Below are 24449 nucleotides of genomic sequence, written 5' to 3' on the forward strand. Positions count from 1 at the left end.
ACTATTTATCCCACCCGCTTCTCAATCGGCAAGACCAGAATACCCTCGGCCCCGATGGCTTGCAGCTCGCCGGCGATGTGCCAGAACTTGTCTTCCTCCACCACCGACTGAATCGACACCCAGCCTTCCTCGGCCAGCGGCGTCACGGTGGGCGACTTGATGCCGGGCAGCAGCGCCTTCACCGCCGCCAGGGCCGCCACCGGGGCGTTGAGCACGATGTACTTCGAGCGCTGGGCGCGGCGCACGGCCTGCATCCGGAAACGCAATTGGTTTAGCAGCTCCTGCTTTTCGGCGCTCAGGTTGGGGGCGGCGATGAGCGCGGCCTCCGAGCGGAAGATGGTTTCGACCTCGCGCAGGCCGTTGCCGAGCAGCGTCGAGCCGCTGCTCACGATGTCGCAGATGGCCTCGGCCAGCCCGATGCTGGGCGCGATTTCGACCGAGCCGCTGATGGTGTGCAGGTTGGCGCGCACGCCCTGGCCGGCGAGGTAGTCGCCGAGCAGCCGCGGGTACGAAGTGGCGATGTTCTTGCCCTGCAAGTCGGCCACCGAATCATATTCGGCCCCGCGCGGCACAGCCAAACTCAGGCGGCACTTGCTGAAGCCCAAGGGCTCGACTTCGAGGGCGGCGCAGCCGGCTTCCACCAGCACGTTCTGGCCCACGATGCCCAGGTCGGCCACGCCGTCCTGCACGTAGCCGGGAATGTCGTCGTCGCGCAGGTACAGGATTTCGAGGGGGAAATTGCTGGCCTCGACCTTCAGTTTATAGGAAGACGAAACGAAGCTGATGCCGCACTCCCGGATGAGTTGCAGCGAGTCGTCCGACAGGCGGCCGGACTTTTGAATGGCTAAGCGAAGCATTAGATAGAAAGCGGGCGGCGGCCCAAAAGCCCCGCCAAGCAAAAACGGCGGCCGGTAGCGGCCCGCCCGTCGAAAAACCCAAACTGTGAAAAACTACTGCCGGCCGGGGGCCGCGGCGAAGGTGGAGACGCGAGCGGCTGGCAACACGGCTACGGGGTAGCGGCCAGCCCGGTTGCCCGGTCTCCTACAGATGGTGGTGATGATGCACGGCCGCGCCCTGGCCCGCAAGCGGGGCCAAGGTGGCGGTAAACGCAAACGCAGAAAGGCGGGCGCGGAAGGTCATCGTGGGGCAAAGGTAGGGCGGCGCGGGCAAACTCGGCCAAGCCCGACCTTGCAGAAGCGGCTTTCGGCTTTCAACCGGACTCAAAAGGCTGCCTTACAGACTCTTTTTCGTTTAGGCAATAAGGTACAGAAGCTACCCCGCGAGGAACCTCACCCCCAACCAGCAGGTGCGGCTGGCGATGGGTCTAGGAAACGGCAGGCAAAACTTTAAGAAGTATTTCTCGGTTTAAAGGAAAAATTTCCCTTATTTTACTTTCGCATTCTTACCCTCCGCCGCCATGCAAGTCGTACCCTTTGCCTTCGAAACCCAGAAGCCGGCGTCCGTATCGGCTTTTATCCTGGAATTATTTGGCTCGCCCGAGGCCTCGCACGATGCCCTGCGGCTGGTGCTGCTGGCGCAGCAAGGGCTGCCCGCCATCAAGGCCCAGACCATTAGTAGCAACCTGGGGCTCGACGCCACCCAAATGGCCGATATTCTGGGCATTACCCCCAAGACCTTCCGCCACTACCAGCAGGCCGACAAGCTACTCGATGCCCCCAAGAGCGAGCAACTGCTGAAGCTGGCGCAGGTAGCCGAGCTGGGCCGCGAGGTATTCGGCGACGCCGAATCCTTTACGCGCTGGCTCCAGAAACCCGCCTACGGGCTGGCCGGCAAGCGGCCGATAGACTTGTTTTACACCGGCGGCGGCATCGATTTGGTAGCCGACGAGCTCACCCGCATTGCCTACGGCGACCTGGCCTAGCGCGCACCAATGGAAGTTTTTCGCATCTCGGCCCCCCGCTATGCCCAAAGCCTGACGGCCTCGGGCGTGGCCAACCGCTGGAACCTGGCCGGGCAATACATTATTTATACCGCGGCCACCGCCTCGCTAGCCTGCCTCGAAAACGTAGTGCACCGGGGCGCCGAGGGCCTGCAAGCCCCGTTTAAGCTAATGCGGCTGGCCATTCCCGACCAGGTGCTCATCGAGGAAGTGCCCACCGCGATGCTACCCGCCGGCTGGCAGCAGGTCACGAGCTACCCGCAGTGCCAGGAAATCGGCGGCGCGTGGTACCAGCTGCGCCGTAGCGCGGTGCTGAAGGTGCCGTCGGCCATTATCACTTCGGAGGCTAATTACCTGATTAACACCAGCCACCCCGATTTCGAGCAGATAAGGCTGCTGGGCACGGAGGATTTTGTGTTCGACCCGCGCATTAAGGAGAATATTCTGTAGGGTAAGCTTTAGCTTGCCTAGCAGTTGGGTAGCTTTTCAGACGCTGGCAAGCTAACGCTTACCCTACACTTTTGATGGCTTCGGCCACCAGCTCCGGGTAGTAATAATGCGCGAAGTGGTCGCCCGGTATTACCACAAACGGCTCGTCGGGCGGCCGCACTACATCGTCGGCCAGGGCATGCACCCGCAGTTCGGGCTGCACCAGCAGCGGCGGCACGGGCGCAAACAACACTTGCAGCTGCCGGTGCACGTAGCGGCGCGAGTGCCGGGCCATGCCATCGGCGAGCTGCCCAAACAGCGCCCGCGACTCGTCGAAGCGGTAGTCGCGCTTGGCGCGCGCGCGCAGCCAGCGGCTGCGGCCCAGGCCCGACCAGGCGTAGAGCGCCAGCAAGAGCGGGTTGCGGGCGCGGGCCACTACCTTGTGCGGGTCGGTGAAGGAGCTGAGCAGCACGGCCGTAGCCCCGGTCTGGGTTTTGAGGTGCGCCGCAATCCAGCCACCCATCGAGTGGCCGATGAGCACGTCGTGCGGCCCGATGCGGTAGCGCTGCGCCAGGTGCCGGGCAAACGTGACGACGTTGGCCGCGCCCACCGGCCGCCACTGCGCAAACTCGGGCGCCAGCTCGATAGCCAGCACCTCGGCGGCCGGCGGCAGCAAGGGCCGCAGGGTAGCGAAGATGGTCGAGTCTTCGAGGTAGCCGGGGAGTAGCAGCAGGCGTTTCATACGGGTGGCGGAGCGCGCAGGGCCAGGCAATAGGGAGCCCGGTTCTTAACCGTTTTTCGGGGTCGCTGTTCTGCTAGCTCTACCTTTTTACTTTCTTTTCCGCATGCCAACCCGCCTCCGCCGACACGCCCGCCGCGTGAAAGTGATTATTTACCGCGAAACCTTATTTGACCACAAAGAGCATTTCTGGACCTTTCTGGGGGCCTTCGTGGGCATCGGCCTGCTGGGGCTGCTCAACCGCCACCACCTGCCGCCCGCCGATGCGCCGCTGCTCATCGGCTCGTTCGGCGCTTCGTCGGTGCTGGTTTACGGCGTCATCAACAGCCCGCTGGCGCAGCCGCGCAACCTGGTGGGCGGCCACGTACTCAGCGCCCTTATTGGGGTCAGCGTGTTTCGGCTGCTGGGGCAGGAGCCGTGGCTGGCGGCCGCCCTGGCCGTGGCGCTCGCCATCGTGGGCATGCAAATCACCCGGACGCTGCACCCACCGGGCGGGGCCACGGCGCTCATCGCCGTCATCGGCTCGCCGCAGCTCAAGGCGCTGGGCTACTGGTACGTGCTGGTGCCCGTGCTGTCGGGCGTACTGATTTTGCTGGCGGTCGCGCTCGTCTTCAACAACCTCACGCCCACCCGCCGCTACCCCGCCAATAAGTACTGGTACCGCTTTTGGCAGCGTGGGTATTAGCTATAATGATAACTCCTATTATTCGATAGGATAGGCCAGATTTGGAATTTGGATACCGTTTTGATAAATGAGTATTTCAGCTGTTTGCTTACCATCATTTGGAATAAGCTGCACCCATCCCTCTCCCACACTCATACCCCAACCAAATTCTTCCTCAGCTGTGAGTGCCACAAAGGTGAGCTCCTCCCCTGGACCAATCGTGTAAGTCCACGCTTCCGGTTCCAGTTGCACAGCCAATGTTGCGGAGTCATCATCCTTAGGACAGTAGAATGTTACTTTATTCACATAAGTAGGATTTAAAACCGCGCAATCACCCGCGCATTCACCACGCGCTGCGAGAGGTAGCTGGGCACGCCGTAGGTGCGGCCGTTCACGTCCTGCAAGTAGCTGTAGCCGGCCACGTTGTTGGCCCCCAGAATGTTGAGGATTTCCAACCCCAGCCACAGGCTTTCGAGCGAATACACATGGGGCTTGGCGGTGGTGCGCAAACTCACCACTTTAGAGAAGCCGATGTCCACGCGCTGATAGGTGGCGGTGAGGCCGCTGCCGCCCCGGTACTGCGGCAGGCCGGGCGGGCTGAAGGGCAGGCCGGTGCCGAACACCAGGTTCACGTAGCCGCGCACCGAGGGGTTGTCGGGCAGGTGGTCCTGGAAGAAAATACTGGCCGTGAGGCGCTGGTCCTGCGGGCGGCGGATGTAGCCGAGCGGCTGGTAGCCGGTGCGCTGGTTTTTATCGTTGAACGTCGTAATGGTATCGCCCGCGATGTCTTCCTTAGTCGTGAGCAGCCCCAAGCTCAGCCACGACTCGACGCCCTTCACAAACTCGCCGCTGAGGCGGGCTTCGAGGCCGGCAGCGTAGGCCCGGGCGTTGTTCTTGGCCGAATAGCGCAGGCGCACATTGTCGACCTCGTAGGGAATGACGTCGGTGAGGTACTTATAATAGGCCTCGGTGCTGAGGCGGAACGGCCGGCGCATCAGTTGCACCTCAATCTGGCGGCCCACCACGAAGTGCAGCGAACGCTGCGCCCGCAGCTCGGGGTTGAGCTGGCCGGCCTGGTCACGCAGCTCGCGGTAGAAGGGCGGCTGGGCGTAGAGGCCGGCCGCCAGCTTCCAGCTGCGCTCGGGGTGGCGGCGGCCGCGGGCCGCAAACTGGAGGCGCGGGCTCAACACAAACTGCTGATTGACCGACCAGTAGTGCCCACGCAGGCCGTAGGTGAGCGTCTTGAGCGAGTCGATTTGCCAGGTGTGCTGCACGTAGCCCTGGGTGCGCTGGCTTTCGAGGCTAAGGTCGGCGGCGAGGCGGGTGCGGCGGGCGTCGGGCACGTAGTCGGCCGAGTCGGCAAAGCTGTACTCGTCGAGCTGGTCATGAATGATTTCGCGGCCCGTTTTCACGCCCCAGCGGATGGTGTGCGCGCCGAGCGGGTCGCCGCCGGGGTTCCAGCGGCCGCGCAGCTCGGCCGTGAAGATGCGGGCCGTGAGGTCGTTGCGGGCGTGGTTGAAGCTGGAGCCGATGTCACGCTGGCGCACCGTCTGGTTGTAGTCGGGGCTGGTGGGGTCGCGGTTGATTTCGGCGAAGGTGTAGGCCGCCTCCACGTCCCGAAACTCAAACTCGCGCGTAAGCAGCGCCGAGCCCAGCAGCTCGATTTGCAGGCCGGGGTGGAAGTTGTGCTTCAGGCTCAGGCCGCTCTGGTAGGTGTCGTACTGCATCCGCTCGCGGCCCGCGTAGTAGATGTTGAGGCGGGTAAACTGGTTGGTAGCGGTCGAAAACGTAACCTGCCCGCTCACCGGCACGAAGCGGTAGTCGTTGTGCGCCACCACGCCCAGCAGGCCCAAGGTGGTTTTCTGCAGGTCGTCCTTCTTCCCCAGCCCGATGTTCACGTAGGCCTGCCCGTCGTAAAACGTGGGGTTGTACTGCCCCTGCTGCTGGCGCAGGGCGTTGAACACGTACTGCGCATTCTTGTAGCGCACGCCGGCCAGGTAGCTCACCCGGCCGTTGGCCGAGCGCGCCTCGGCGTGGGCCGCCCCGCCCACCAGGCTGGCCGTGCCCGAGGCCGCAAAGCGGGCCGGCTCCTTATACTGAATGTCGAGCACCGACGAGAGCTTGTCGCCGTACTTGGGCTGCCAGCCGCCGGTGCTGAAATCGACTTTCTGCACTAAATCGGGGTTGATGAAGCTCAGCCCTTCCTGCTGCGCCTGCGATACCAGAAACGGCCGGTACACCTCAAAGCCGTTGACGTAGAGCAGGTTCTCGTCGTAGTTGCCGCCGCGCACGTTGTAGGTGCTCGTCAGCTCGTTGTTGCTGATTACACCCGGCAGGGTTTTAAGGATGGCGTTGAAATCGCCGAAGGGCGACGGAATAACCTTGGCCGTGCGCGGGTCGAGCTGAATGAGGCTGACCTGCTCGCGGCTGTCGGCCGCCTCTGAGCGGGCGCGCACGGTTACGTCGCGCAGGGCCTTGGCCTCGGGCTGCAACGTCAGTTGCAAGGGCTGGCCGGCATCGGCCGGCAGGCGCAGGGGCTGGCGCAGCGTTTGGTAGTTGATGTGCCGCACTACCAGCACCAGCGGCACGCCGGGGCGCACGGGCAAGGTCAGGCGCAAAGTAAAACGGCCGTCGGCCGTGGTCGTGGCCCCGCCGGGCTGGCCTTCCACGCTCACCACCACCAGCTCCAGCGGCTGGCCCTGCGCGTCGCGCACGGTGCCGGTGAGCACCAAACCCTGGGCACGCGGCGCGCTGGCGGCGGGTGCCTGCTGGCCGTGGCCCGGCTGCGCCAGCAGCAGCCCGCTCACCCCAAAAATCAGTAGTAGTCCCTGCTTCAAACCGTCCGACTGAATAGTGTATAATTCTTCAAAACGCGTGTCATGCTGAGCGGAGCGCAGCGCAGCCGAAGCATCTCTTTAGCAGAGTCACTTCTAACGCTAGCAAAGAAGCGGTAGAGATGCTTCGACTCCGCTGCGCTGCGCTCAGCATGACTCGTCTTTTACGTTCCTACCAGTTACCGCCCACCCCTATCCCCTACTTACTCACCACCTGGCGCAGCTTTTTGCGCAGGCCGGCCAGCGTGGGCACCGGCCCGCCGGGCGACTTAAACACGAAGTTGCCGGCCACCAGCACGTCGGCCCCGGCCTCCACGAGCGGGCCGGCGTTTTCCTGGTTTACGCCGCCATCGACTTCGATGAGCGCGCCCGAGCCCTGGTCGAGCAGCAGCTCCTTGAGGGCGGCCACCTTGCGCAAGGTATTGGGGATGAACGCCTGGCCACCGAAGCCGGGGTTTACCGACATAATGAGCACCACGTCGAGGTCGGCGGCAATGTCTTCGAGCAGGCTGATGGGCGTGGCGGGGTTTAGGGCCACGCCGGCCGTGCAGCCCAGGTTTTTGATTTGCTCAACCACGCGGTGCAAATGCACGCAGGCCTCATAGTGCACCGTGATATTGGTAGCGCCCGCCTCACGGAAGGCAGCCAGGTAATTTTCGGGGTGCTCTATCATCAGGTGCACATCGATGGGCTGGCGGGCGTGGGGGCGCAGGGCCTCCAGAATGGGCAGGCCGAAGGAGATGTTGGGCACGAAGCGGCCGTCCATCACGTCGAAGTGCAGCCAGTCGGCTTCGGCCGTGGCCAGGGTTTCGGCCGCGGCCTGAATATTAGCTAAGTCGCTGGCTAGCAGCGAAGGGGCCAGCAGAGGTTCGTGGCGGCGGCCGGTAGGAGGAGGAATCACTGGATAAACAGCAGGAAAGCGGGTAGTCAATCCAACAAAAGTACGAAGCCGGCCGCCGGACTACCCATCCAGCGGCCGGCCTCTCAACGCAAAGCAGGCGGTTTTCTTATCTAGTCCGCTTTTTTCTCAAACGGCCGCCAGTCGAGCTCGCCGGTGTCCTTGCGGCGCAGAAAGTAGGTGTTCTCGTCTTCCTGCATCTTGCCGAAGGTGAGGTCGCCCTTGCAGTCGCGGCACTTGATGGAAGTGTATTTGAACTTGCCCTGGGCCACGCGGCTGCTCAGGTCGAGGTTGTCGGAGCCGCAGAGGCCGCAGGCTCCCACGTCGGGGAAGCTCAGGCGCTCGTACTCGGCCACTACTTCGTGAAAGTTTTTGCCTTCCACCGTGAAGTGGAACTGGCGGCGCCCAATGCGCTTGGTGGTCATCATCTGGAGCATGTCGAAAACAGGTTTTTCTACGGCTTAAAGGTACGACAAGCGGCGCAAATAGCCAATATTTTTAGCCGGTAAAAGCAATTTTAATTAGCCAAAACACCGGCTTTTTTGCGCAGCACGGCGGTATTTGATTTAGCTATCCTACTTGGCCCGCCCCGCCCGCCGGGGCGATGCCTTACTACCGACCTTGGGTGCGGCCGGTGTAGCATCCAGCGGCGCGTTGGGATGCAGCAGGTTATAGGCCGCCTCAAAATTAGGAATGCCAAAACCCAGCGCATTATCGGGCCGGGTGGCCTGCGAGGCCGAGCGGCACAAGGCCCCGATTACTGCCTGGGCCGTGAGCTGCGGATTGGCCTGCCAGAAGCCCGCCACCAGCCCGGCCAGCTCGGGGCAGGCATAGGAGGTGCCGTTGCCGCGCACCACGGCCCCGGCGGGCGAGAGCACCGCCGAGGCCACGCCCATGGCCGAAAGCGTGGGCTTGAGACGGCCGTCGGCGGTGGGGCCGTAGGAGCTGAAGCCCGCGTGCTGGCGCAGCGAGTCTACCGCGCCCACCGTGATGATGCTGTCGGCATCGGCCGGCACGCCGATGTAGTGCCAGTTGTTAGTGCCGTCGTTGCCGGCCGAGTTCACCACTACCATGCCCACGCGGGCGGCCCCCAGCGCGGCGCGGCTGCTGATGGCCGTGCGCCCGTTGAGGTCGGCGTAGGTGTGCGAGGTAGCGGGGTTGTCGAAGGTGTTATAACCTAAAGAGGAGCTGATGACATCCACGCCCGCCGAGTCGGCGTATTCGGCGGCGGCCAGCCAGTTGGCTTCTTCCAGCGGGGTTTCACTGCCCACGTCTTCGGTGATGCAGAGGTGGAACGTGGCGCGCGGCGCGGTACCCACGTAGGTGCCCGGCAGCTCGCCCCCGATGAGACCCAGGCAGTTGGTGCCGTGGCTGTTGCGCTGGTACACCGCGCGGCCGCCGTCCACGAAGTTGCGGGTGCCGGCTACCCGGTTTTGCTGCTGCATCAGCTGTAGCGGCCCCAGCTGGTCGGCCCCCGGAAAGCCGGCGTCGAACACGGCAATCTGCATCCCCTCACCCCGGTAGCCGGCCGCGTGCATGGCCACCGCCCCGATGGTTTCGGCCTGGGCGTAGGCCGGGCCGTAGGTGGCGCGGGGCATAGCGCCCGGCCGGGCGGCCGGGCCGGGCGCCACGGCCGGGGCCGGGCGCGGCGGCTGGGGCGCGGCGGTGCTCAGCGTCTGGCCACCTTTCACGCTGGGCAGCTGGTAGATGCGCGCCAGCGTAGCCGAGTCGCAGGCCACTACGGCGGCATTGAGCCAGCGCGAGGTGTAGCGCACCTCGGGCGCGCCGGCCACGGCCCGCACCTGGGCTACGTAGGCGGGGTTCACGGGCAGGTCGCGGGGCTTGAGCGGAATATTTTGGCGGGTGCGCCGGGCCAGCGCCCGCGCCGACAAAAACTGCTGCGGCTGGCTCAGCGAGTAGGGCGAGTTGGCTTTATCCTGAAAATAGATAATGTGGCGGCGCACCGGCCCCTGGGCCTGGGCGGCGGCCGGCAGCAAGCCTAGCAGCAAAGCCGCGAGCCGGAAAGTTCTCTGCATCAAAATAGCTATTAAAAAGAGGTAGTCGGGCGGGCAAGTTACGACCAAGCAAAAAAGCGCCAGGCTGCCTGCTTGCAACCTGACGCTTTAGTAAAAATCCGTCTTGCGGGCTTCGCCCCGCCTACAGCTTGCCGCTGTCGATGAGCACTTCCAGCCGCGAGCGCCCCTGCTGAATGACGCCCGGCGTAAGCTGCTGCGCCTGGTTGGGCAGGGTGATGAAGGTTTCGTAGTAGTAGCGGCGGCGCGCCACCGCGCCCGCGTTCTGGGCAAAAACCTGCAAGTAGCCCGCCTGGCGGTACAGGCCATCGTTGAGGGCCACGGGCTGCACGTCGCGCACGGTGGCCGTGCGGTCGTAGGTTTTGGGCGCGGGGCCGGGCGTGGTGAAGGGCTTGCCCACGCTGGGGTCAAAGACCCGCACGCTGTCGGCGCGGGTGGTCGTAAAGGAATACTTGCGCCAGGTTTTGCCGGCCACGATGGGGTAAATCAGCTCGATGCTGCGCACGTTGTCGCGCGTCAGCGTAATGGACTGCGGCAGCGGCTGCACCACGTACACGCTGTCGTCGACCCAGGCGGCCGCGCTGTTGGCGCGGCGGGCGCGCAGGATGCGGTAGGCCGGCTGGCCGGCCGCGTCGGCGTATTGCTGGGTGATGGCCTCGCGCAACTGGTAGTTGCTGGCCGTAGCCACGCCCTTGCTCCAGGTAGTGTCGCTCACGGCGTAGGCGCGGTAGGTGCCCACCGTCAGCGGGTAATAGTCGTCGGCCGGGTTGGGCGTCACCGTTTCGTTGCGGCAGCCGTTGAGCAGGCTGGCGCCGATTAGAATAGTGAGCGCCGCCGCAGCTTGGCTTAGTTTAGAATAGCGGAAACGTAGTATCATCGTAAATTATCTGCTTAAAATACCAACCGGCTAAAACCCGGAAGTGAGCGCCGCAACCTGCTAACGCTCACTTCCAAATCTATCATATAAAAATCTTTACACCAACGCGGCCGAAGGTACGGCCACCGCCGCTACTTTCGGCGCTTCGCCGATGACATGGCGCGTAATCCAGCCGCCGCCCAGCACGTCGTCGCCGTCGTAGAACACGGCCGCCTGGCCGGGCGTGATGGCGTGCACCGGCTCGGGGAAGTAGATGTTAATCTTGTCCTCGACCTGCTCCAGGAAGGCCGGCGAGCCGGCGTGGTGGTAGCGCACCTTCACCACGGCCGGCACCAGGCCGCGCCCTTCGAGGCTGCCGAGCTTGCCCATGTTGAGCTTGTGCACGGTGGTAAACGAGCTGGCCAGCTCGTCGTAGTTGCCGAGCACCACCTCATTCGTTTCGGGCCGGATGGCGACTACGTAGGCCGGAAAGCCCAGCGCGATGCCCAGCCCCTTGCGCTGCCCAATGGTGTAAAAAGGGTAGCCCTCGTGCTCGCCCAGGTCGGTGCCGTGCTTGTCCACGAAGCGGCCGCCGGCCACCCGCGCTTCGAGCCCTTCCACGCGGCGGCGCAGAAAGCCCCGGTAGTCGTTGTCGGGGATAAAGCAGATTTCGTAGCTCTCGGGCTTGTTAACCAAAGCCGTGAAGCCGCGGCGGCGGGCCTCGTCGTAAATCTCGGTTTTGCGCATCGCGCCCAGCGGGAACAGCGTGCGGCTCAAGCTTTGCTGCGTCACGCCCCACAGGGCGTAGCTCTGGTCTTTGTTTTCGTCGAGGCCTTTGCTCACGATAAAGCGCCCGCTTTCGGCATCCTGCCGGATTTGGGCGTAGTGGCCGGTGGCGATGTACTGGCAGCCTAGCATATCGGCGCGGCGCAGCAGGGCATCCCACTTGATGTGGGTGTTGCAGAGCACGCAGGGGTTAGGGGTGCGGCCGGCAAGGTATTCCTCGGTGAAGTTGTCGATGACAAAATCGCCAAATTCATCCCGAATATCAATGATGTAGTGCGGGAAACCCAGGCGCACGGCAATGTCGCGGGCATCGTTGATGCTGTCGAGCGAGCAGCAGCCGGTTTCTTTTTTCGAGCCACCGGCGCTGGCGTAGTCCCAGGTTTTCATCGTCATGCCGACGACTTCGTAGCCGGCTTCGTGCAACAGGACGGCGGCCACCGACGAATCGATGCCGCCACTCATGGCCACGAGCACGCGGCCTTTGGTTGGCGTATTTTCCATGAACTTGGCTAACCCACCCAGGGAGGTGAACGTTCCGGCTGGGGCCAGGGGCAAAGTTACGGCTTCATTTAACAGTTATCAATTAACATTTAACAACCCGCCGCAGTAAGCAACGGCTTATGGTGACCGCCGTAGCAACTTTGCAGCGTCAAGCAGCCGGCCGACTTACCATCTGCCGCGCCTGGCTGCTGTTAAATGTTAACTGATAATTGTTAAATGTCTCTCGCTCTTCCCGTGCTCGTGCGCGGCATCAATAACCTCTCCGACGCCCGCTACTGCGCGGGCATGGGGGCCCAGGGCCTCATTTTCACGCTCGATGCCAACCTGCCCGGTGCCGTAGACGCGGCCACCGCCCGCGAGCTATCCGGCTGGGTGGCCGGCGTCGATATCATCGGCGAGTTTGGCCACGTGGCCGGGGCCGAAATCAACCGCCTGGTCGAAGAATGCGGCCTCACGGGCGTGCTGCTGCGCCTCGACCGCGCCCGCCAGGCCTGGCCCCAAGGCCTAGCCGTGCCCGCGCTGGTGGAGGTGCCTTCCACCGTCATCATCAACCAGGCGCACTACGCAGCGGCCATCGCCGACCTCACGGCCGCGCTGCCGGCCGGCTTCGCCTTCTTCACCGAAGCCCCGCAGCCCTACCCCGCCGACTACGCATACTGGCACCAGCTGGCCCGCCAGGCCCCGCTGTGGCTGGCCGCCCCCGCCGACCCCACCCAGGCCGCCGACACCGCCCAGCAGGTGCATCCGGCGGGCCTCATCCTGGCCGGGGGCGACGAGATAAAGCCCGGTTTGCGCGACTTCACGGAGCTCGAAGCCGTGTTTGAGGCGCTGGAAGAGGCGTAGGCCAACCCGTGTGTCTGGCCCCTCGGGCCGCGCCCAGCCGGGGGCCGGGGGCCACACTGGTGGCGAAGGGGGCGCTTGTGGTAGCGACTGCCGCTGGAGAGGCTGATGCTGCTTGATTGCATCGCATCCCGGATTGTGAAAGCTAAATCCGTCCTGAAGGCCGGGTAATTCTACTGCGAGTAACCTTAGTCAACTAGAACTAAAGCCAAAATGATACCAGTCGGTACCGTTTTGGCTTTAGTCCTTTATCTCTGCCCGTATGACTCACCACAGCAAAGTCCGGGCTCGACTGCTTACGCACGCTTCCCGGCTGTTTATGGAGCAAGGCTATCGTGCCACGGGCATCAGCCAACTGATTTCTGATTCCGGGGTGGCCAAGGCCTCGCTTTACCGCCACTTCGCCTCAGCAGCCGGGCGGTAGTCGGGGCCTACTGCTGTATATCCCCGGCAACGCCAGTCGGCTGGCCAGCCGCAGTTGTATGCCGATGCCGAACAGGTGTATCAATACGCCCTGCGCTTAGGGTATCGGCCTGAGCACCTACTGGATGGCTTTCTAGAAACTACGGCGCGCAAGTAATCGCTGTCCATACGCCGGCACCTTCCAAGAACGAAGCCCCAGCACGGCTGTCAGGTAGTTGAAGACTTCACCGTTCCCCTGGCCACTCCCAGGGGGCCAGCCCCGCACCCTACGCTTACCTGGCTCTCTGGCCACGGCAAGCTAAAGCTTACCGCACATTAGAGCCGAAACCGGACGTACTTAATAGGCACGCCCACGGCGCGGTACTTGCCCTCGAAGTGCGTCTGGATGGCCTGCGCCGCCGCAAAAGCCGGGTCGGTTTCGGCATAAAGGTCGCGGGTGGCTACCTCGATGGTGGCACCGGGCCGCCCGGCCAGCACCTCCATCGTGTATTCGAACAAGCCTTCGCTGTCGGTTTTGAGCTGAGCCACGCCGCCGGGCGCGAGCAGCGCCTGGTACATATCCAAGAAGCGTGGCGCGGTAAGGCGGCGCTTGATGTCGCGGTCGCGGGGGCGCGGGTCGGGGAAGGTTATCCAGATTTCGCCGAGTTCGCCGGGGGCGAAATGCTCGGTGAGCTGGTGGGCCAGCAGGCGCAGAAAACCCACGTTCGTCAGGCCCAGCGCCTCGGCGCGGGTGCTGCCCCGCCAAATGCGCTCGCCCTTGATATCGAGGCCCAGGAAGTTTTGCTCGGGGTGTAGTTGGGCCAGGCCCACGGTGTACTCGCCCTTGCCGCAGCCTACTTCGAGCACCAGTGGGTGGTCGTTGTGAAAGAAATCGGCCGCCCAGCGGCCGGCCAGCTGGCCAAAGTTGGCTTTGCCCGGCTCTACGATGTTGGGGCGATTGGCATTTTCGGCGAAGCGTTGGAGCTTGATGCGGGGCACGGCAGGTAATCTAAAAGAAAGCGAAAAACGGGCTGCAAAACTACGGCTACCCTGGCCTTTCGCCCGCGCCCGCCCCTAGCGCGGCTCGTAGAGCTCGGCCACCTCCGCTACCACGAAGGTGCTGCCGCCGATAAACACGACATCATCGGGCGCAGCGGCGGCGCGGGCGGCGGCCACGGCCGCTGGCACCGGGCCGTGTACCTCCCCGGCCAGCCCGGCCGCGTGGGCCAACGCGGCCAGCTCCCCGGCCGGTAGCGCGCGCGGAATACTAGCCTGGCAGAAGTAATAGGTAGCCGCGTGGGGCAGCAAAGCCAGCGCCTTGGTCACGTCTTTGTCATTGACGACGCCAATAACCATATGAAGATGTTGGTGCGGCACCCGCGCCAATTGCGCCAGCACCAGTTGCAAGCCCGCCTCATTATGGCCCGTGTCGGCTACCACCAGCGGGCGCTGCCCCAGAATGCTCCAGCGGCCGCGCAGGCCGGTGAGACGCGTGACCTCGCGCAAACCCTGCCGCAGGGCCGCTTCGGAGATGGCGAAGCCCTGCGCCCGCAGCTCGTCCAGGGTGGCGAGCACGCCGGGCAAGTTCAGGCGCTGGTAGTCGCCGAGCAGGCCCAGCTCCACGTTTTTCAAGTATAGCTGGCCGTCGCGGTACACGTTGAGCAGTTGCACGCCGGCGGTGGCCGCTTCGTCAGTAGTTGTTTCGGCGGCTAGCCGCGCCTCGTAGCGCGCATCAGCAAACACCAACGCGCTTCCTTCCTTCACGGCTTTGGTCTCAAACACGGCCTTCACCTCGGGCTGCGACTGGCTCACCACCACCGGCCGGCCAGGCTTGATGATGCCAGCTTTTTCGCCCGCGATTTCGGGCAGCGTGTTGCCCAGCATCGTCTGGTGGTCGTAGCTGATGTTGGTGATGAGCGAGACGAGCGGCGTGATAATATTAGTGGAGTCAAGCCGGCCGCCCAGGCCCACTTCCACCACGGCCACGTCGACCTGCTCGGCGGCGAAGTAGTCGAAAGCCAGCGCCACGCACATCTCAAAAAACGACGGCTGAATGGTATCAAACAGCCCCCGGTGGGTTTCGACCCAGCGCACCAGGTAGTCGGGAGCCAGTTCCTGCCCGTTCACCCGGATGCGCTCGGTAAACTCGCGCAGGTGCGGCGAGGTGTACAGGCCCACCTTGTAGCCGGCGCTTTGCAGCACCGCCGCCAGCAGGTGCGACGACGAGCCCTTGCCATTGGTACCCGCCACGTGCACGCTCCGGAACTTGGTTTCGGGGTGGCCCAGGGCCTCGGCCAGCGCCTCCGTATTACCCAAGCCCTTCTTGAAGCCCGCTGACCCTACTCGCTGGTACATGGGCAGTTGTGCGTAAAGCCAGGCGAGCGTTTCAGAATAAGTCATCTTCGTCATTTAACATTTATCAATTAACATTTAACAACTCGTTTTAGCAGTCCGCCCAGGTCTGTTAAATGCTAATTGATAAATGTTAAATGACCCCTACCGCACGGTGAAGCGGAAGGTGTAGAAGCCGGTGGCCCCGCCCTGCCCCGAGTTGGTGCGGATGAAGTTGGCGTCGAGCAGCTTATCACGGCAGAGCTTTTCCTGGGCCGCCGACACGTTGCCCGATACTTTGGTTACGGCCTCTACCTCGCCGTCGTCGCTGATTTTGATTTTGAAGCGAATCACGCCGGGGTTGTCGTCCACGGCTTCCACGGTGGGCTGGCTCTCGAAGCGCCAGCCGCTCATTTCGAGGCCGCCGCCCCCGCCACTGCCGGGGCGCGAGCCGCTACCGCCGCTGCCGGGCGCGCCGTAGAGGGCCTTGGCATCGAGCGAGCCACGGGGGTCGCCCTGGTCGCCCACGCTGCCGGGGCGGTCGCCGTTGTTATTGCCGGTGGGCGTGTTGCTGGTGCCGTTTACGCCGTTGCCGCCGGCCGTGCCGGTAGCCCCGCGCGGGGTGTACACGGTGCGCGGCTGCTCGCGGGGCCGGGTCGGCGCAGGCGGCGTTTCGCGCACGGTCTCCACGGGGCGCACGGGCCTGGTGGTGGGCTTCTCGACGGGCGGGGCGGTTACCTCCGTTTCCTCGGCTTCGCTGGTGATGGTTTTTTCCTGGGTTTCAGGCTGCGGCGGCGTGGGCTCTACGCGGGGCTGGGCGGGCTGCGGCGTGGGGTCGGGCTGGGCGGCGGGCGGGCGCGAGTCCTCGCGGTTTTGGGAGGCGTTGGCGGTGGCCATCGTCTGGATATCGCCCGAGCCGGCCTCGTCGATACCGTAGTTCAGCTCTACGCCGTCGCCGCCCATAGCGGTCAGGGGCGGGTCGGGGCCCTTGAATTTCAGAAAGAAGCAAATGAGCGCCAGCAGCAGCACGATGGCCGCCGTGATGCCCAGGGCTTCGCGCCGGTGCTCTTCGGGATAGTCGAGGGCCATGAGTGTGTAGGGTAAGCTTTAGCTTGCCGGTAAAACCTCCTGACCGGCCTGAGTTGCCTTTTTCAAGGCAATAATTTCTTTGAAAAGGCAAGCTAAAGCTTACCCTACATCTTATTTTCCAGCTGCCTGCTGCGACTGCGTGGCCATTACCATCTTCAGCTTCAAGCGGTTGCCGACTTCGAGCACGTCCACCAGCTTCTGCACGTTGAGGCCGGCGTCGACGCGTAGCACTACCGAGGGCTGGGCCTCGGGCGGCTGGCCGGGCACGAGCAGCGCCTGCAACTCCGGCTCCAGGGTGGTGGCCGTCACGGGCTTTTTATTCACGTAGTACTCGCCCGCCGCGTTGATGCTCACCGTGATGGGCTGCTTCATCACCTGCTTGCTGCTCTTGGCGTTGGGCAGCAATAGCTTGATAACGTTGGGGTTCACCATCGTGGACACAATCAGGAAGAACAGCATCAAAAAGAACATGATGTCGTTCATCGAGCTCGTCTCGACGTGCGAAGTAGCGTGGCGGCGGCGGGAAAGATTCATAGGTAGTGCTTAGTACATTGTGCCTAGTGCTTAGGCCTTTGAATAAACGAGTTACTCTAAGCACCAAGCACTAACTGCCATGCACTAATTATCTTGAAGGATATCCATGAACTCGATGGCCGAGTTTTCCATGCGGAACACCATGCGCTCGACCATGATGCTGAGCCAGTGGTAGCCGATGTGGGCGATGATGCCCACAATGAGGCCCGCTGCCGATGTTACCATCTTGGTATACAGGCCACCCGCGATTTGGGTGATGCCAAACTCGCCGCTGCTGCTGATGGCGTAGAAAATCTTGATAACGCCGATAATCGTGCCCACGAAGCCCAGCATGGGCGCGATGCCCGCGATGATGCCCAGGATACTGATGTTCTTTTCAAGGCGGGCGATTTCAATTTTGCCCACGTTTTCGACGCTGGCCTCAATCTCGGTGATGGGCAGGCCGATGCGGCGCAGGCCCTTTTCAACCATGCGGGCCAGCGGCGAGGGGTTTTGGGCGCAGTAGAGCTTGGCCCCCGGCAGGTCACCCTTCACCATGAGCGAGCGGATGCCGGCCATGAAGCTCTCGGGATTACCGCCCGCGCTGCGGATGGTGAGGTAGCGCTCGGCGATGATGTAAATCGAGACGATGAGCAGCGCGAAGATGGGCAGCATTATCCAGCCCCCTTTCAGTATCAGGTCGATAAGCGAGAGGTCGGTATCCGCACCGGCGGCGGCGGTAGCCGCAGTGGCAGCCGTATCGGCAACGGTAGTAAGGGCGGGGCCGGCTTGCAGCAGAAAAACGGACATGCAGCGAAAATTGGGTGGGGATTTTTAGTACTTGGTTGTTGGTGCTTAGTGCTTGGTTGAAGGCGCCTGGTTTACAGTACTTAGCTCTTCTTGCTCAGCATTCAGAACCAACAATAAATTGCTGCAAAGCAAGCACTTTCAACTAAGCACTAAGCACCAACAACTAAGCACCTTAATACGGAAACACCGAAATCCCTTGCTCGAACTTGGGATTTTGGCGCAGGCGGGCGGCAGCGGCCAGCGCCTCGGTGCGGCTGGCAAAATCGGCAGCCGTGAGGCGGTAGTAGCGCGTGCCGGGGAAGGGCAGAATAACCTTGGCCGGGCGGCCGGCGTGGGCCAGGTTGCGGCGGCCTTCCTCAGCGCGGGCCAGCGATGAATACGCGGCCACCATGATGTAGAAACGGCCGGTGCGCGCTTTAATTGTGGTAGTGGTCGGCGCAGCCACGGTGGCTACGGCGGCCGGGGCTACCACAGCAGCGGCGGGAGCCTTAGCCACGGCCGGGGCGGCGGGCTTGGCGGCTACTACCACAGCTTTGCTGTCCTTCACGCTCACTACCGGCTTGCTGGCGGCGAGCTTGGCGGCCACTACAACCGGAGCGGCTGGGGTAGCTACTGCAACCGGGGTAGCAGCTTCTTTTTTAGTATTCACTGGAGCAGCCACTACCGGAGTTACGGGCGCGGTTTTCAGCACTACGGTTGGCATTTCAACCTTTTCTTCCGCAATTTCGGCAGCGGCCGTGGGCGCGGTAGCCGACTCGGCTACCGGCTGCTCGCCGGGCGTAGCGGCTGGCGTGGTGGTAACGGTAGACTCGTTGGGCTCACCCAGGCTGGGGCGTACCAGTGCGGCCTGCTGCGGCGCGGTGGCCAGCGTGGACTGGTCCCAGCGGGGCACGTAGCCCTGCCAGGCCACCGGCAGCACCGTGGGGTGCAACGACAGCAGGTAGATGGCACCCGCCACTACCCCGGCGGCCAGTCCGATGGCCCCACCGCGCACTAATTGGCGCAGGGGTGCCCGGCCGCGGCTGGCGGCCGAGCGCAAGCGCGGCACTAGTTGGGCCTGCTGCTCGCGGGCCAGGCGGGCGTCGCTCACGGCTACGGGGTGAGCCGTGAGCTCGGGCAGGCCGAAGGCGGCGGCCAGCAGGTTTTCGGTGCCGGTGTACTCAAACTGTAAGCCGCGGCCCACTTGCTGCCGAAACACACCGATACCCGGCAGCTCGGTGCGCTGCTGGGCTTTCAGCTCGTAGTGCAGCATGGCCACGGCCTGGCGCAGGTGCTCGCGCGCCTCGGCGGCCGAAAGGCCCAGTTGCTCGCGCAGGGTGTCCACGAGCAGGCCGTCGTTGCGGGTCAGGGCCTGGTTGAAGGCGACCTGCCGGGTGGGCGGGCTAAGCAAATGGCGGCCGGCGGGCTGGACTTTGGCCGAGGTGTATTCGGCCACGAGGCCCCCAAAATCCGGAATTATCACGCAGTCGTGGTCACGGAGCAGCGGGCGCAGGTGGTCGGCAAGAGTCATTTTTTTGGAGTTATGAGTTTTTAGGTTTGAGTTATGAGTCGGAAAATCATCGAGGCGTTAGTTGCGAGTAAAAGCCTGGCTAACAAGGACCAGACTCTTAACTAAAAACTAAAAACTCATAACTCTAAAAGCTGTAGGACGCCCCGCCGATGACGTTGATACCTTGACTTTGGTAGTTCAGGTAGCGCTGGTAGCGGCGGTTGGCGAGGTTGTTTGCTTGTGCAAAGATGCTGAATTTTGGGGTAATGCGGTAGTCGCCCCGCAAGCTGAGGTCGATTACGGCATCGGTTTGGCGCGGTAGCTGGGTGCGCTGGAAGCCATTGACGGAATATCCCAGGCCGTAGTTGGGCGAGTAGTAATAAAAATTTGCGCCCAGCAGCAGCTTGTCGCTGGCCTTGAAGGTGCCGTAGAGCGTGCCCAGGAAGGTGGGCCGCCCGAAGGCCTGCGCCAGGTTCTTGACGCCGTAGTAGTTGTAGTCGGCCTTCACGCCCACCCGCACCTGCTCGGTGGCGCTGTAGAGCGCCTCGCCGTGCACGTTGACCACGCCGATGGCTTCCTGGTCGTACACGAGGTCAAACTTGGTGGTATCGGCCAGCGAGTTGCGGAAGAAGTAGAGGTTGCGCGAGCGGCCGGCGGTGGCGCGCAACGCCAGCTCCAGCCCGCCCGTGGGCGCGGCCGTGACGCCCAAATACACCGTAGTGCCGGCGTGGACGTCGGCCACGGTCTGGCTGCTGCCCAGGTTCAGCCAGGGGTTTTCCTGGCTCAGGTCGTAGCGCGTCACGCGCTGCAAGGCCCCGCCCAGGCCGCCGTAAAACTGTAGCTTCTCGGGAATAATGGCGTAGCCAATTCGCACGGCGGGGTACACCACGCCTTTGCTGACGCCATTGGGCTGCTGGTCGCTGCTCGCAGTGCCGCCGCTGGTAGTGGCGGCCACGGGCTCGCTCGAATAACCCAGCGTGGCCCCCAGCGTGAGCGAAAAGCCGGTTTTGCCGGTGAGTTCGTAGGCGGGCGTGGCCTGCACGAAATTGCGGCTGCGGCTCAGGGTGGTGGCCCCGGCCGAGGGCAGGCCGAGCACGAAGTTCTCCTTTTCGGTGACGAACGAGGCGTCGGCTTGCAGCGTAATGCGGCTGCTTTCGTTGAGGGCGAAGCCGGCCTTGCCGTCGAGCACGAAGTTGCCTTCCGACGAGGTGTACTGGTCTTCCCAGAACTTATAGCCCACGCCTACCTCGTATTGCAGCGGGGCGTCGGTGGCGCGGTTGCGGGCAAAGGCGCGGGCGTTGAAGCGGTTAAAGGTTTGCTCGATGGCCTGCTTATCGGGCGTGCTGCTGAGGCGGGTTTTGTCGTAGCCGTAGAAGTGGTAGCGCTCGCGGCCGTAGCCCAGCTCGGCGCCCACCGCGGCGGTGCCCAGGTAGTACTCGCCGGTGAGGGCGGCGCTGGTTTGGCTAGTGCCCGAGTTGCCGCCATCGACGGGGCCGCTGCTGGAGCCCTGGTGGCGCAGGTCGAGGCCGTAGCTGTAGGTTTCGTTGCGGGTCGAGTGCAGGTGGGCGCGGCCGTAGGCGGTGCCGTAGTTGCCCACGCCCAGCTTGAGGTAGTTGCCGGTGAGCGGGTTCAACTCGTCAGGCGCGATGTTGAGCACCTGCCCCACGGGGTTGAGCCGGGTAATGGGCAGCCGGAAATCGGGGTAGGTGTACGTGACCTGCCGGGTGGGCTTGGGTGGCGGGGCCAGCCGGATTTTCTCGAAGTTGCGCGTGGCCTCGGGCAGGGTATTCACCCGGTCTTTCACAATCTCAATCTCGGCATCCTGAATGGTGCCCCGCGCCTTGCCCCGGCCCGGCTGCTGGCCCTGCGCCTGCGCGCCAAAAGCCAGCCCGCCCAGGCCAGCCACCAGCAGCAGCGGCCGGGCCAGGCCTGCATCTTTACTTGAATTCTTCACTTCCAACCGTTTCATTATCCTATTTTTACGCATCAGAGCTGCTAATCAAGTTAGGGGCGGGTGCCGGCCTTGGGAGCGCCGGCCTTGGGAGCGGGCGTTTTGGCCGGGGCCGGCGCTGCCGGGGTAGTTTTAACCGGGGCGCTGACTTTGGCGGGCGTGGTTTTGGCCGGGGCCTCGGGGGCTGGGGCGGCCTCGTCGTCGCTGGCGGGCAGGGCGTTGAGGCGCTGGCGGGCGGCCTCCACAATCTCGGCCACCGGGAATTTATTCTCGATAATCGAGTTCAGCGTGGCCCGCGCCTGGAAGTAGTCGCGCTGCGCGGTGTAGATGTCGCCCAGCAAGAGGAAGGCCCGGCCCAGCCACCGGTCGTAGGAGCTGTAGTTGGCATTCACCTTAAAGGCCTCCTTGATGGCGTCCTCGTATTTCTGCTGTTTGAAAAGCACTTCGGCCAGCGTGTACTGGGCCTCGGCACCGGTGGCATCGCTGGGGGCGGCGGCCACGGTAGCTTGCAACTCGGTCACGGCCTGGTCGAGGTTGCCGAGCTGGTAGTCGGCCTTGCCGAGGTAGAGCAGGGCGGTGTTGGTGGCCGTGGCGGTGGCCCCGGCCAGGGTGCTGAGCTCGGTGGCGGTGCGGCGGGCGGCGGCGTAGTCGCCGCTGTCGTAGTAGCTGCGCAGCAAACCCAGAGTGGCGGTGGCCACCTCGCGGCGGTTGCTAGAGGCCCCGCGCAGGCGCTCGTAGTTTTTGATGGCCTCGGGGTAGTTCTTGTTTTCGAGCTCCAGGTCGGCCACGCGGCCCACGGCGCGGTTCACGAGCTCGCTTTTGTTTTCGGCCACCACGGCCCGCAGCTGGGTGAGGGCGGTGGCCTTGTCGCCGGTTTTCAGGTAGGCGTCGGCGAGATAGTAGCGGGCATCGGGGGCCAGCGCGTTGTCGGGGTATTGCTTGAGGTAGGCTTGCAGGCGGGGCAGCGCCTGCTTGTATTTCTCGGCCAGATATAGCGATTTGGCCGCCTCAAACTCCACGCTCTCGGTGGCCTTGCTGTCGGGATTCTGGGTTTTGAAAGTGGCCAGGGCCGCGTCAAATTCCTCCGTTTTGCCCAGGGCCGAGAGGCTTTCCTGCAAGCTGTAGATGGCCTGCTGCGCGGCCGCGCTGCGCGGGTAGTCGCTCAGCACCTTGCGAAAATCAGCTACGGCCTTGTCCTGCTGGTCGAGGTTGGCGTAGGCCACGCCGCGGCGCTGGTAGGCATCGGGCAGCAAGGGCGAGGTTGGCCGGTTCTGGATAAGCCGCGAAAAACCCTCGGCCGCCGGGCCGTACTCGCCGGCCTGAAAATCGAGCTGCGCCTGCTGAAAAACCGCCTGCTCGGCGTAGCGCGAGTTGGGGCTGGCTTTCAGCAAAGTAGAAAGCGTGGTGGCGGCCTCGTCCTTGCGGCCCAGCAAGCCCAGCGTCACGCCCTTCTGGTAGTAGGCGTAGTCCTTGTCGGGGGCGTTGGCCTGAATGACTTTGTCGTACTGCGCCAGCGCACTCTGGTAGTCCTTGGCCACGTAGTAGGTGTCGCCCAGGCGCAGGGTGGTGTCGTAGTAATTGGGGTCGCTGGGCTTGGCGGCGGGGTCAGCGAGGTAGGCCTTGAACTGGGGCTGGGCCTTGTCGTACTGCTTGGTGTTGTAGTAGGCGTAGCCGAGGCCGTAGCGGGCCAGCTGCACGTACTGCGTTTCGTCGGCGGCCACGCCGCCCTCGCGGGCGGTGCGGGCGGCGGCGGCGTAGGCATTGATGGCGTCGGGGTACTGCTGGCCCACGGAGTAAATTTCGCCCCGCAGCACCTGCGCGGCGGCGCGCAGGGCGTCGTCCTGCGGGTATTTCAGGCTCTTGTCGAGCAGCGGCAGCGCCTCGGCGTACTGGCCGTTGTTGTAGAGCGTGGCGGCCTGGGCGTAGGCAATGCGCTGGTAGGTGCCGTTGAGTTTTTCGCCCCGCTCGTCGCCCACGCTTTCGAGGTAGGTGAGCGCGGCGGCGTAGTCGGTCGAGGCCAAAAAGCTGTCGCTCAGCAGCTGGTCGGCCACGGGCTGGCTTTTCGAGCGCGGATACTTCTTGCGGAAGTCCTTGAGCGCCGCGATTACGTCGGGCAGATTGCCCAGCTCGTACTGCACCTGCGCGTATTTCAGGGTGGCCTGCTCGGCAATGGCCTTGTCAATCGGGCTCTGGCGGGCGGCGTCGAAGGCGGTCAGCGCCTGCGGCTTCTGGCCGGCCTGGAGGTAGCTTAGGCCGAGGTGGTAGGCCGCGTTTTGGCCCAGGGTGTCACGGCGGGAAGCCACGGCGCGCAGGTTGGCAATGGCGTTCTTGTAGTCGCCCTGCTTGTAGTCGGCGTAGCCGATTTTGTACTGCAAATCGGGCGCTAGCTTGCCGGGGTGGGCGGCGGCGTACTGGTCGAAGTACGGGCTGGCCGCCTGGTAGTCCTGCTTCTGGTAGTAGGCATCGCCCACGAGCAGGCTGATTTCGTCGGGGCTCTGGGGCGACTCTTTCAGCGCCGCGCTGGCGTACTGGATGAGGCCGTCGTAGTTGCCTTCCTTATAATAGGTCTGGGTGATGAGCAGCGGCACCACCTGGCGATAGGCGTCGCTCTGGCCGGCGGCCAAGAGGTCCTGGCGGGCGGGGCCGTAGTCGGCGGCCTGGTAGGCGAGGTAGCCGGCGTAGTAGGCGCTCGGGGCCTGGAAGGGGCCGCGCACCTGCTTGTTGCGGTCGAAGAGAATGCGCGCCTGGTCGTACTCTTTCAGCTGGAACTGGCTGTAGCCGAGCTTGAAGTCCGACTCGGCGCGCTGCGCCTCGCTGAGGTTGGCGGGGGCCACCTTCTGGAAGTAGGCGCTGGCCTGGGCGTAGTTGCTTTGGTCGAAGTAAAACTTGGCCAGCTCGAAGTACGCCACGGCGGCCCGGGGGTGGGCCGGGTGGTGCTGCGCAAAGTCGAGGATGAGGCCCTCGGCATCGGGGTGCAGCAGGTAGAGGCCGCTCACGGCGTAGTAGTACTCGGCATCGGCCAGGCGCTCCTGGCGGCCGGCGATGGCGGCGGGGCCATTTTGCTCGCCAGCCCGCTGGGCGGCCTCGCGCATGTACTGCTGCATAGCCTGCTGGGCCGCGCCGTACTGCTGGCGGTCGAAGAGGTCGAGCCCCTCCTGGTAGTAGCGCTCGGCGCCGACGAAGGTTAGGGTTTGCTGGGCGTGGGCGGGGGCAGAAGCCAGCGCGAGCGGGGCCGCCAGGCCAGCCGCCAGCGCGAGCCGGGGGAGGTGCTTCATGGAAAAGACGCGGCAAAGACGCGCGGATTGCGGCCCCAAAACCGGGCCACCGAGCCGCACGCGGTCAAAAGTAACGAGAAAATGCGCGGTAGCGGCGTGGGGGCGGTAG

22 protein-coding genes are annotated in these 24449 nt (G+C 63.9%); 5 read left to right on the forward strand and 17 right to left on the reverse strand.

Annotated elements, in window-relative coordinates; translation table 11 throughout:
* Nucleotides 1–5: 5 nt before the first annotated feature.
* Nucleotides 6–857, reverse strand: a complete 852-nt coding sequence (hisG, locus tag VFO93_RS18155; RefSeq protein WP_325135801.1) for an ATP phosphoribosyltransferase — start codon at nucleotides 855–857, stop codon at nucleotides 6–8.
* Nucleotides 858–1417: 560 nt separating this feature from the next.
* Here hisG and parS point away from each other — a divergent pair.
* Together parS and VFO93_RS18165 are read left to right on the forward strand one after the other, a co-directional pair.
* Entirely contained in the window at nucleotides 1418–1882 is a 465-nt protein-coding gene (gene parS / locus VFO93_RS18160) for a type II toxin-antitoxin system Xre/ParS family antitoxin (protein WP_325135802.1), read from the forward strand.
* 9 nt (nucleotides 1883–1891) lie between these two features.
* Nucleotides 1892–2350, forward strand: coding sequence for an RES family NAD+ phosphorylase (locus tag VFO93_RS18165; RefSeq protein WP_325135803.1), 459 nt, complete (start codon nucleotides 1892–1894; stop codon nucleotides 2348–2350).
* A 58-nt stretch (nucleotides 2351–2408) separates the two neighbouring features.
* On the opposite strand, the gene VFO93_RS18170 is transcribed toward VFO93_RS18165, so the two are convergent.
* Nucleotides 2409–3071, reverse strand: a complete 663-nt coding sequence (locus tag VFO93_RS18170) for an alpha/beta hydrolase (protein ID WP_325135804.1) — start codon at nucleotides 3069–3071, stop codon at nucleotides 2409–2411.
* Between the two features lie 103 nt (nucleotides 3072–3174).
* Between VFO93_RS18170 and VFO93_RS18175 the strand changes: the two genes are divergently transcribed.
* Nucleotides 3175–3753 carry an HPP family protein gene (locus tag VFO93_RS18175; RefSeq protein WP_325135805.1) on the forward strand — a complete coding sequence of 193 codons (579 nt, stop codon included), beginning with the start codon at nucleotides 3175–3177 and terminating at the stop codon, nucleotides 3751–3753.
* An 18-nt stretch (nucleotides 3754–3771) separates the two neighbouring features.
* Here VFO93_RS18175 and VFO93_RS18180 read toward each other — a convergent pair whose 3' ends face one another.
* The 7 genes from VFO93_RS18180 to mnmA all read right to left on the reverse strand — a co-directional run bounded on the left by VFO93_RS18180 (nucleotide 3772) and on the right by mnmA (nucleotide 11640).
* Nucleotides 3772–4038 (reverse strand): hypothetical protein, encoded by a 267-nt coding sequence (locus VFO93_RS18180; protein ID WP_325135806.1) that lies wholly within the window; start codon nucleotides 4036–4038, stop codon nucleotides 3772–3774.
* Nucleotides 4039–4049: 11 nt separating this feature from the next.
* Complete coding sequence (locus tag VFO93_RS18185; protein WP_325135807.1) at nucleotides 4050–6569, reverse strand: TonB-dependent receptor; 2520 nt, start codon at nucleotides 6567–6569, stop codon at nucleotides 4050–4052.
* Nucleotides 6570–6765: 196 nt separating this feature from the next.
* Entirely contained in the window at nucleotides 6766–7467 is a 702-nt protein-coding gene (gene rpe, locus VFO93_RS18190; protein ID WP_325135808.1) for a ribulose-phosphate 3-epimerase, read from the reverse strand.
* A gap of 110 nt (nucleotides 7468–7577) precedes the next feature.
* Nucleotides 7578–7892: a hypothetical protein gene (locus tag VFO93_RS18195; RefSeq protein WP_325135809.1), complete on the reverse strand. Its 315-nt coding sequence runs from the start codon at nucleotides 7890–7892 to the stop codon at nucleotides 7578–7580.
* Between the two features lie 147 nt (nucleotides 7893–8039).
* Nucleotides 8040–9500, reverse strand: a complete 1461-nt coding sequence (locus VFO93_RS18200) for a S8 family peptidase (RefSeq protein WP_325135811.1) — start codon at nucleotides 9498–9500, stop codon at nucleotides 8040–8042.
* A 121-nt stretch (nucleotides 9501–9621) separates the two neighbouring features.
* On the reverse strand, nucleotides 9622–10374 hold the full coding sequence (locus VFO93_RS18205; protein WP_325135813.1) for a hypothetical protein: 753 nt from the start codon (nucleotides 10372–10374) through the stop codon (nucleotides 9622–9624).
* A 96-nt stretch (nucleotides 10375–10470) separates the two neighbouring features.
* Nucleotides 10471–11640 (reverse strand): tRNA 2-thiouridine(34) synthase MnmA, encoded by a 1170-nt coding sequence (gene mnmA / locus VFO93_RS18210; RefSeq protein WP_325135814.1) that lies wholly within the window; start codon nucleotides 11638–11640, stop codon nucleotides 10471–10473.
* Between the two features lie 216 nt (nucleotides 11641–11856).
* On the opposite strand from mnmA, the gene VFO93_RS18215 reads away from it, so the two are divergent.
* Both VFO93_RS18215 and VFO93_RS22400 read left to right on the forward strand, forming a co-directional pair.
* A complete protein-coding gene (locus VFO93_RS18215) occupies nucleotides 11857–12483 on the forward strand; it encodes a hypothetical protein (protein WP_325135815.1) in 627 nt (208 codons plus the stop codon).
* A gap of 259 nt (nucleotides 12484–12742) precedes the next feature.
* The gene (locus VFO93_RS22400; RefSeq protein WP_414653603.1) at nucleotides 12743–12904 is read left to right on the forward strand and encodes a TetR/AcrR family transcriptional regulator; all 162 of its coding nucleotides are present in this window, start codon (nucleotides 12743–12745) and stop codon (nucleotides 12902–12904) included.
* A gap of 314 nt (nucleotides 12905–13218) precedes the next feature.
* Here VFO93_RS22400 and trmB read toward each other — a convergent pair whose 3' ends face one another.
* From trmB to VFO93_RS18255, 8 genes are all read right to left on the reverse strand, one after another.
* On the reverse strand, nucleotides 13219–13881 hold the full coding sequence (gene trmB, locus VFO93_RS18220; RefSeq protein WP_325135816.1) for a tRNA (guanosine(46)-N7)-methyltransferase TrmB: 663 nt from the start codon (nucleotides 13879–13881) through the stop codon (nucleotides 13219–13221).
* 75 nt (nucleotides 13882–13956) lie between these two features.
* Nucleotides 13957–15282 (reverse strand): folylpolyglutamate synthase/dihydrofolate synthase family protein, encoded by a 1326-nt coding sequence (locus VFO93_RS18225; protein WP_325135817.1) that lies wholly within the window; start codon nucleotides 15280–15282, stop codon nucleotides 13957–13959.
* Between the two features lie 96 nt (nucleotides 15283–15378).
* Nucleotides 15379–16302, reverse strand: coding sequence for a hypothetical protein (locus VFO93_RS18230; RefSeq protein ID WP_325135818.1), 924 nt, complete (start codon nucleotides 16300–16302; stop codon nucleotides 15379–15381).
* Nucleotides 16303–16413: 111 nt separating this feature from the next.
* Complete coding sequence (locus tag VFO93_RS18235) at nucleotides 16414–16836, reverse strand: biopolymer transporter ExbD (RefSeq protein ID WP_325135819.1); 423 nt, start codon at nucleotides 16834–16836, stop codon at nucleotides 16414–16416.
* A gap of 84 nt (nucleotides 16837–16920) precedes the next feature.
* Nucleotides 16921–17625: a MotA/TolQ/ExbB proton channel family protein gene (locus tag VFO93_RS18240; RefSeq protein WP_325135820.1), complete on the reverse strand. Its 705-nt coding sequence runs from the start codon at nucleotides 17623–17625 to the stop codon at nucleotides 16921–16923.
* 172 nt (nucleotides 17626–17797) lie between these two features.
* Complete coding sequence (locus VFO93_RS18245; RefSeq protein ID WP_325135821.1) at nucleotides 17798–19135, reverse strand: SPOR domain-containing protein; 1338 nt, start codon at nucleotides 19133–19135, stop codon at nucleotides 17798–17800.
* A 124-nt stretch (nucleotides 19136–19259) separates the two neighbouring features.
* Nucleotides 19260–21068 (reverse strand): hypothetical protein, encoded by a 1809-nt coding sequence (locus VFO93_RS18250; protein WP_325135822.1) that lies wholly within the window; start codon nucleotides 21066–21068, stop codon nucleotides 19260–19262.
* A gap of 50 nt (nucleotides 21069–21118) precedes the next feature.
* Entirely contained in the window at nucleotides 21119–24340 is a 3222-nt protein-coding gene (locus VFO93_RS18255) for a tetratricopeptide repeat protein (protein WP_325135823.1), read from the reverse strand.
* Nucleotides 24341–24449: the final 109 nt, after the last annotated feature.

Source organism: Hymenobacter sp. (assembly GCF_035709525.1).
Classification (GTDB): domain Bacteria; phylum Bacteroidota; class Bacteroidia; order Cytophagales; family Hymenobacteraceae; genus Hymenobacter.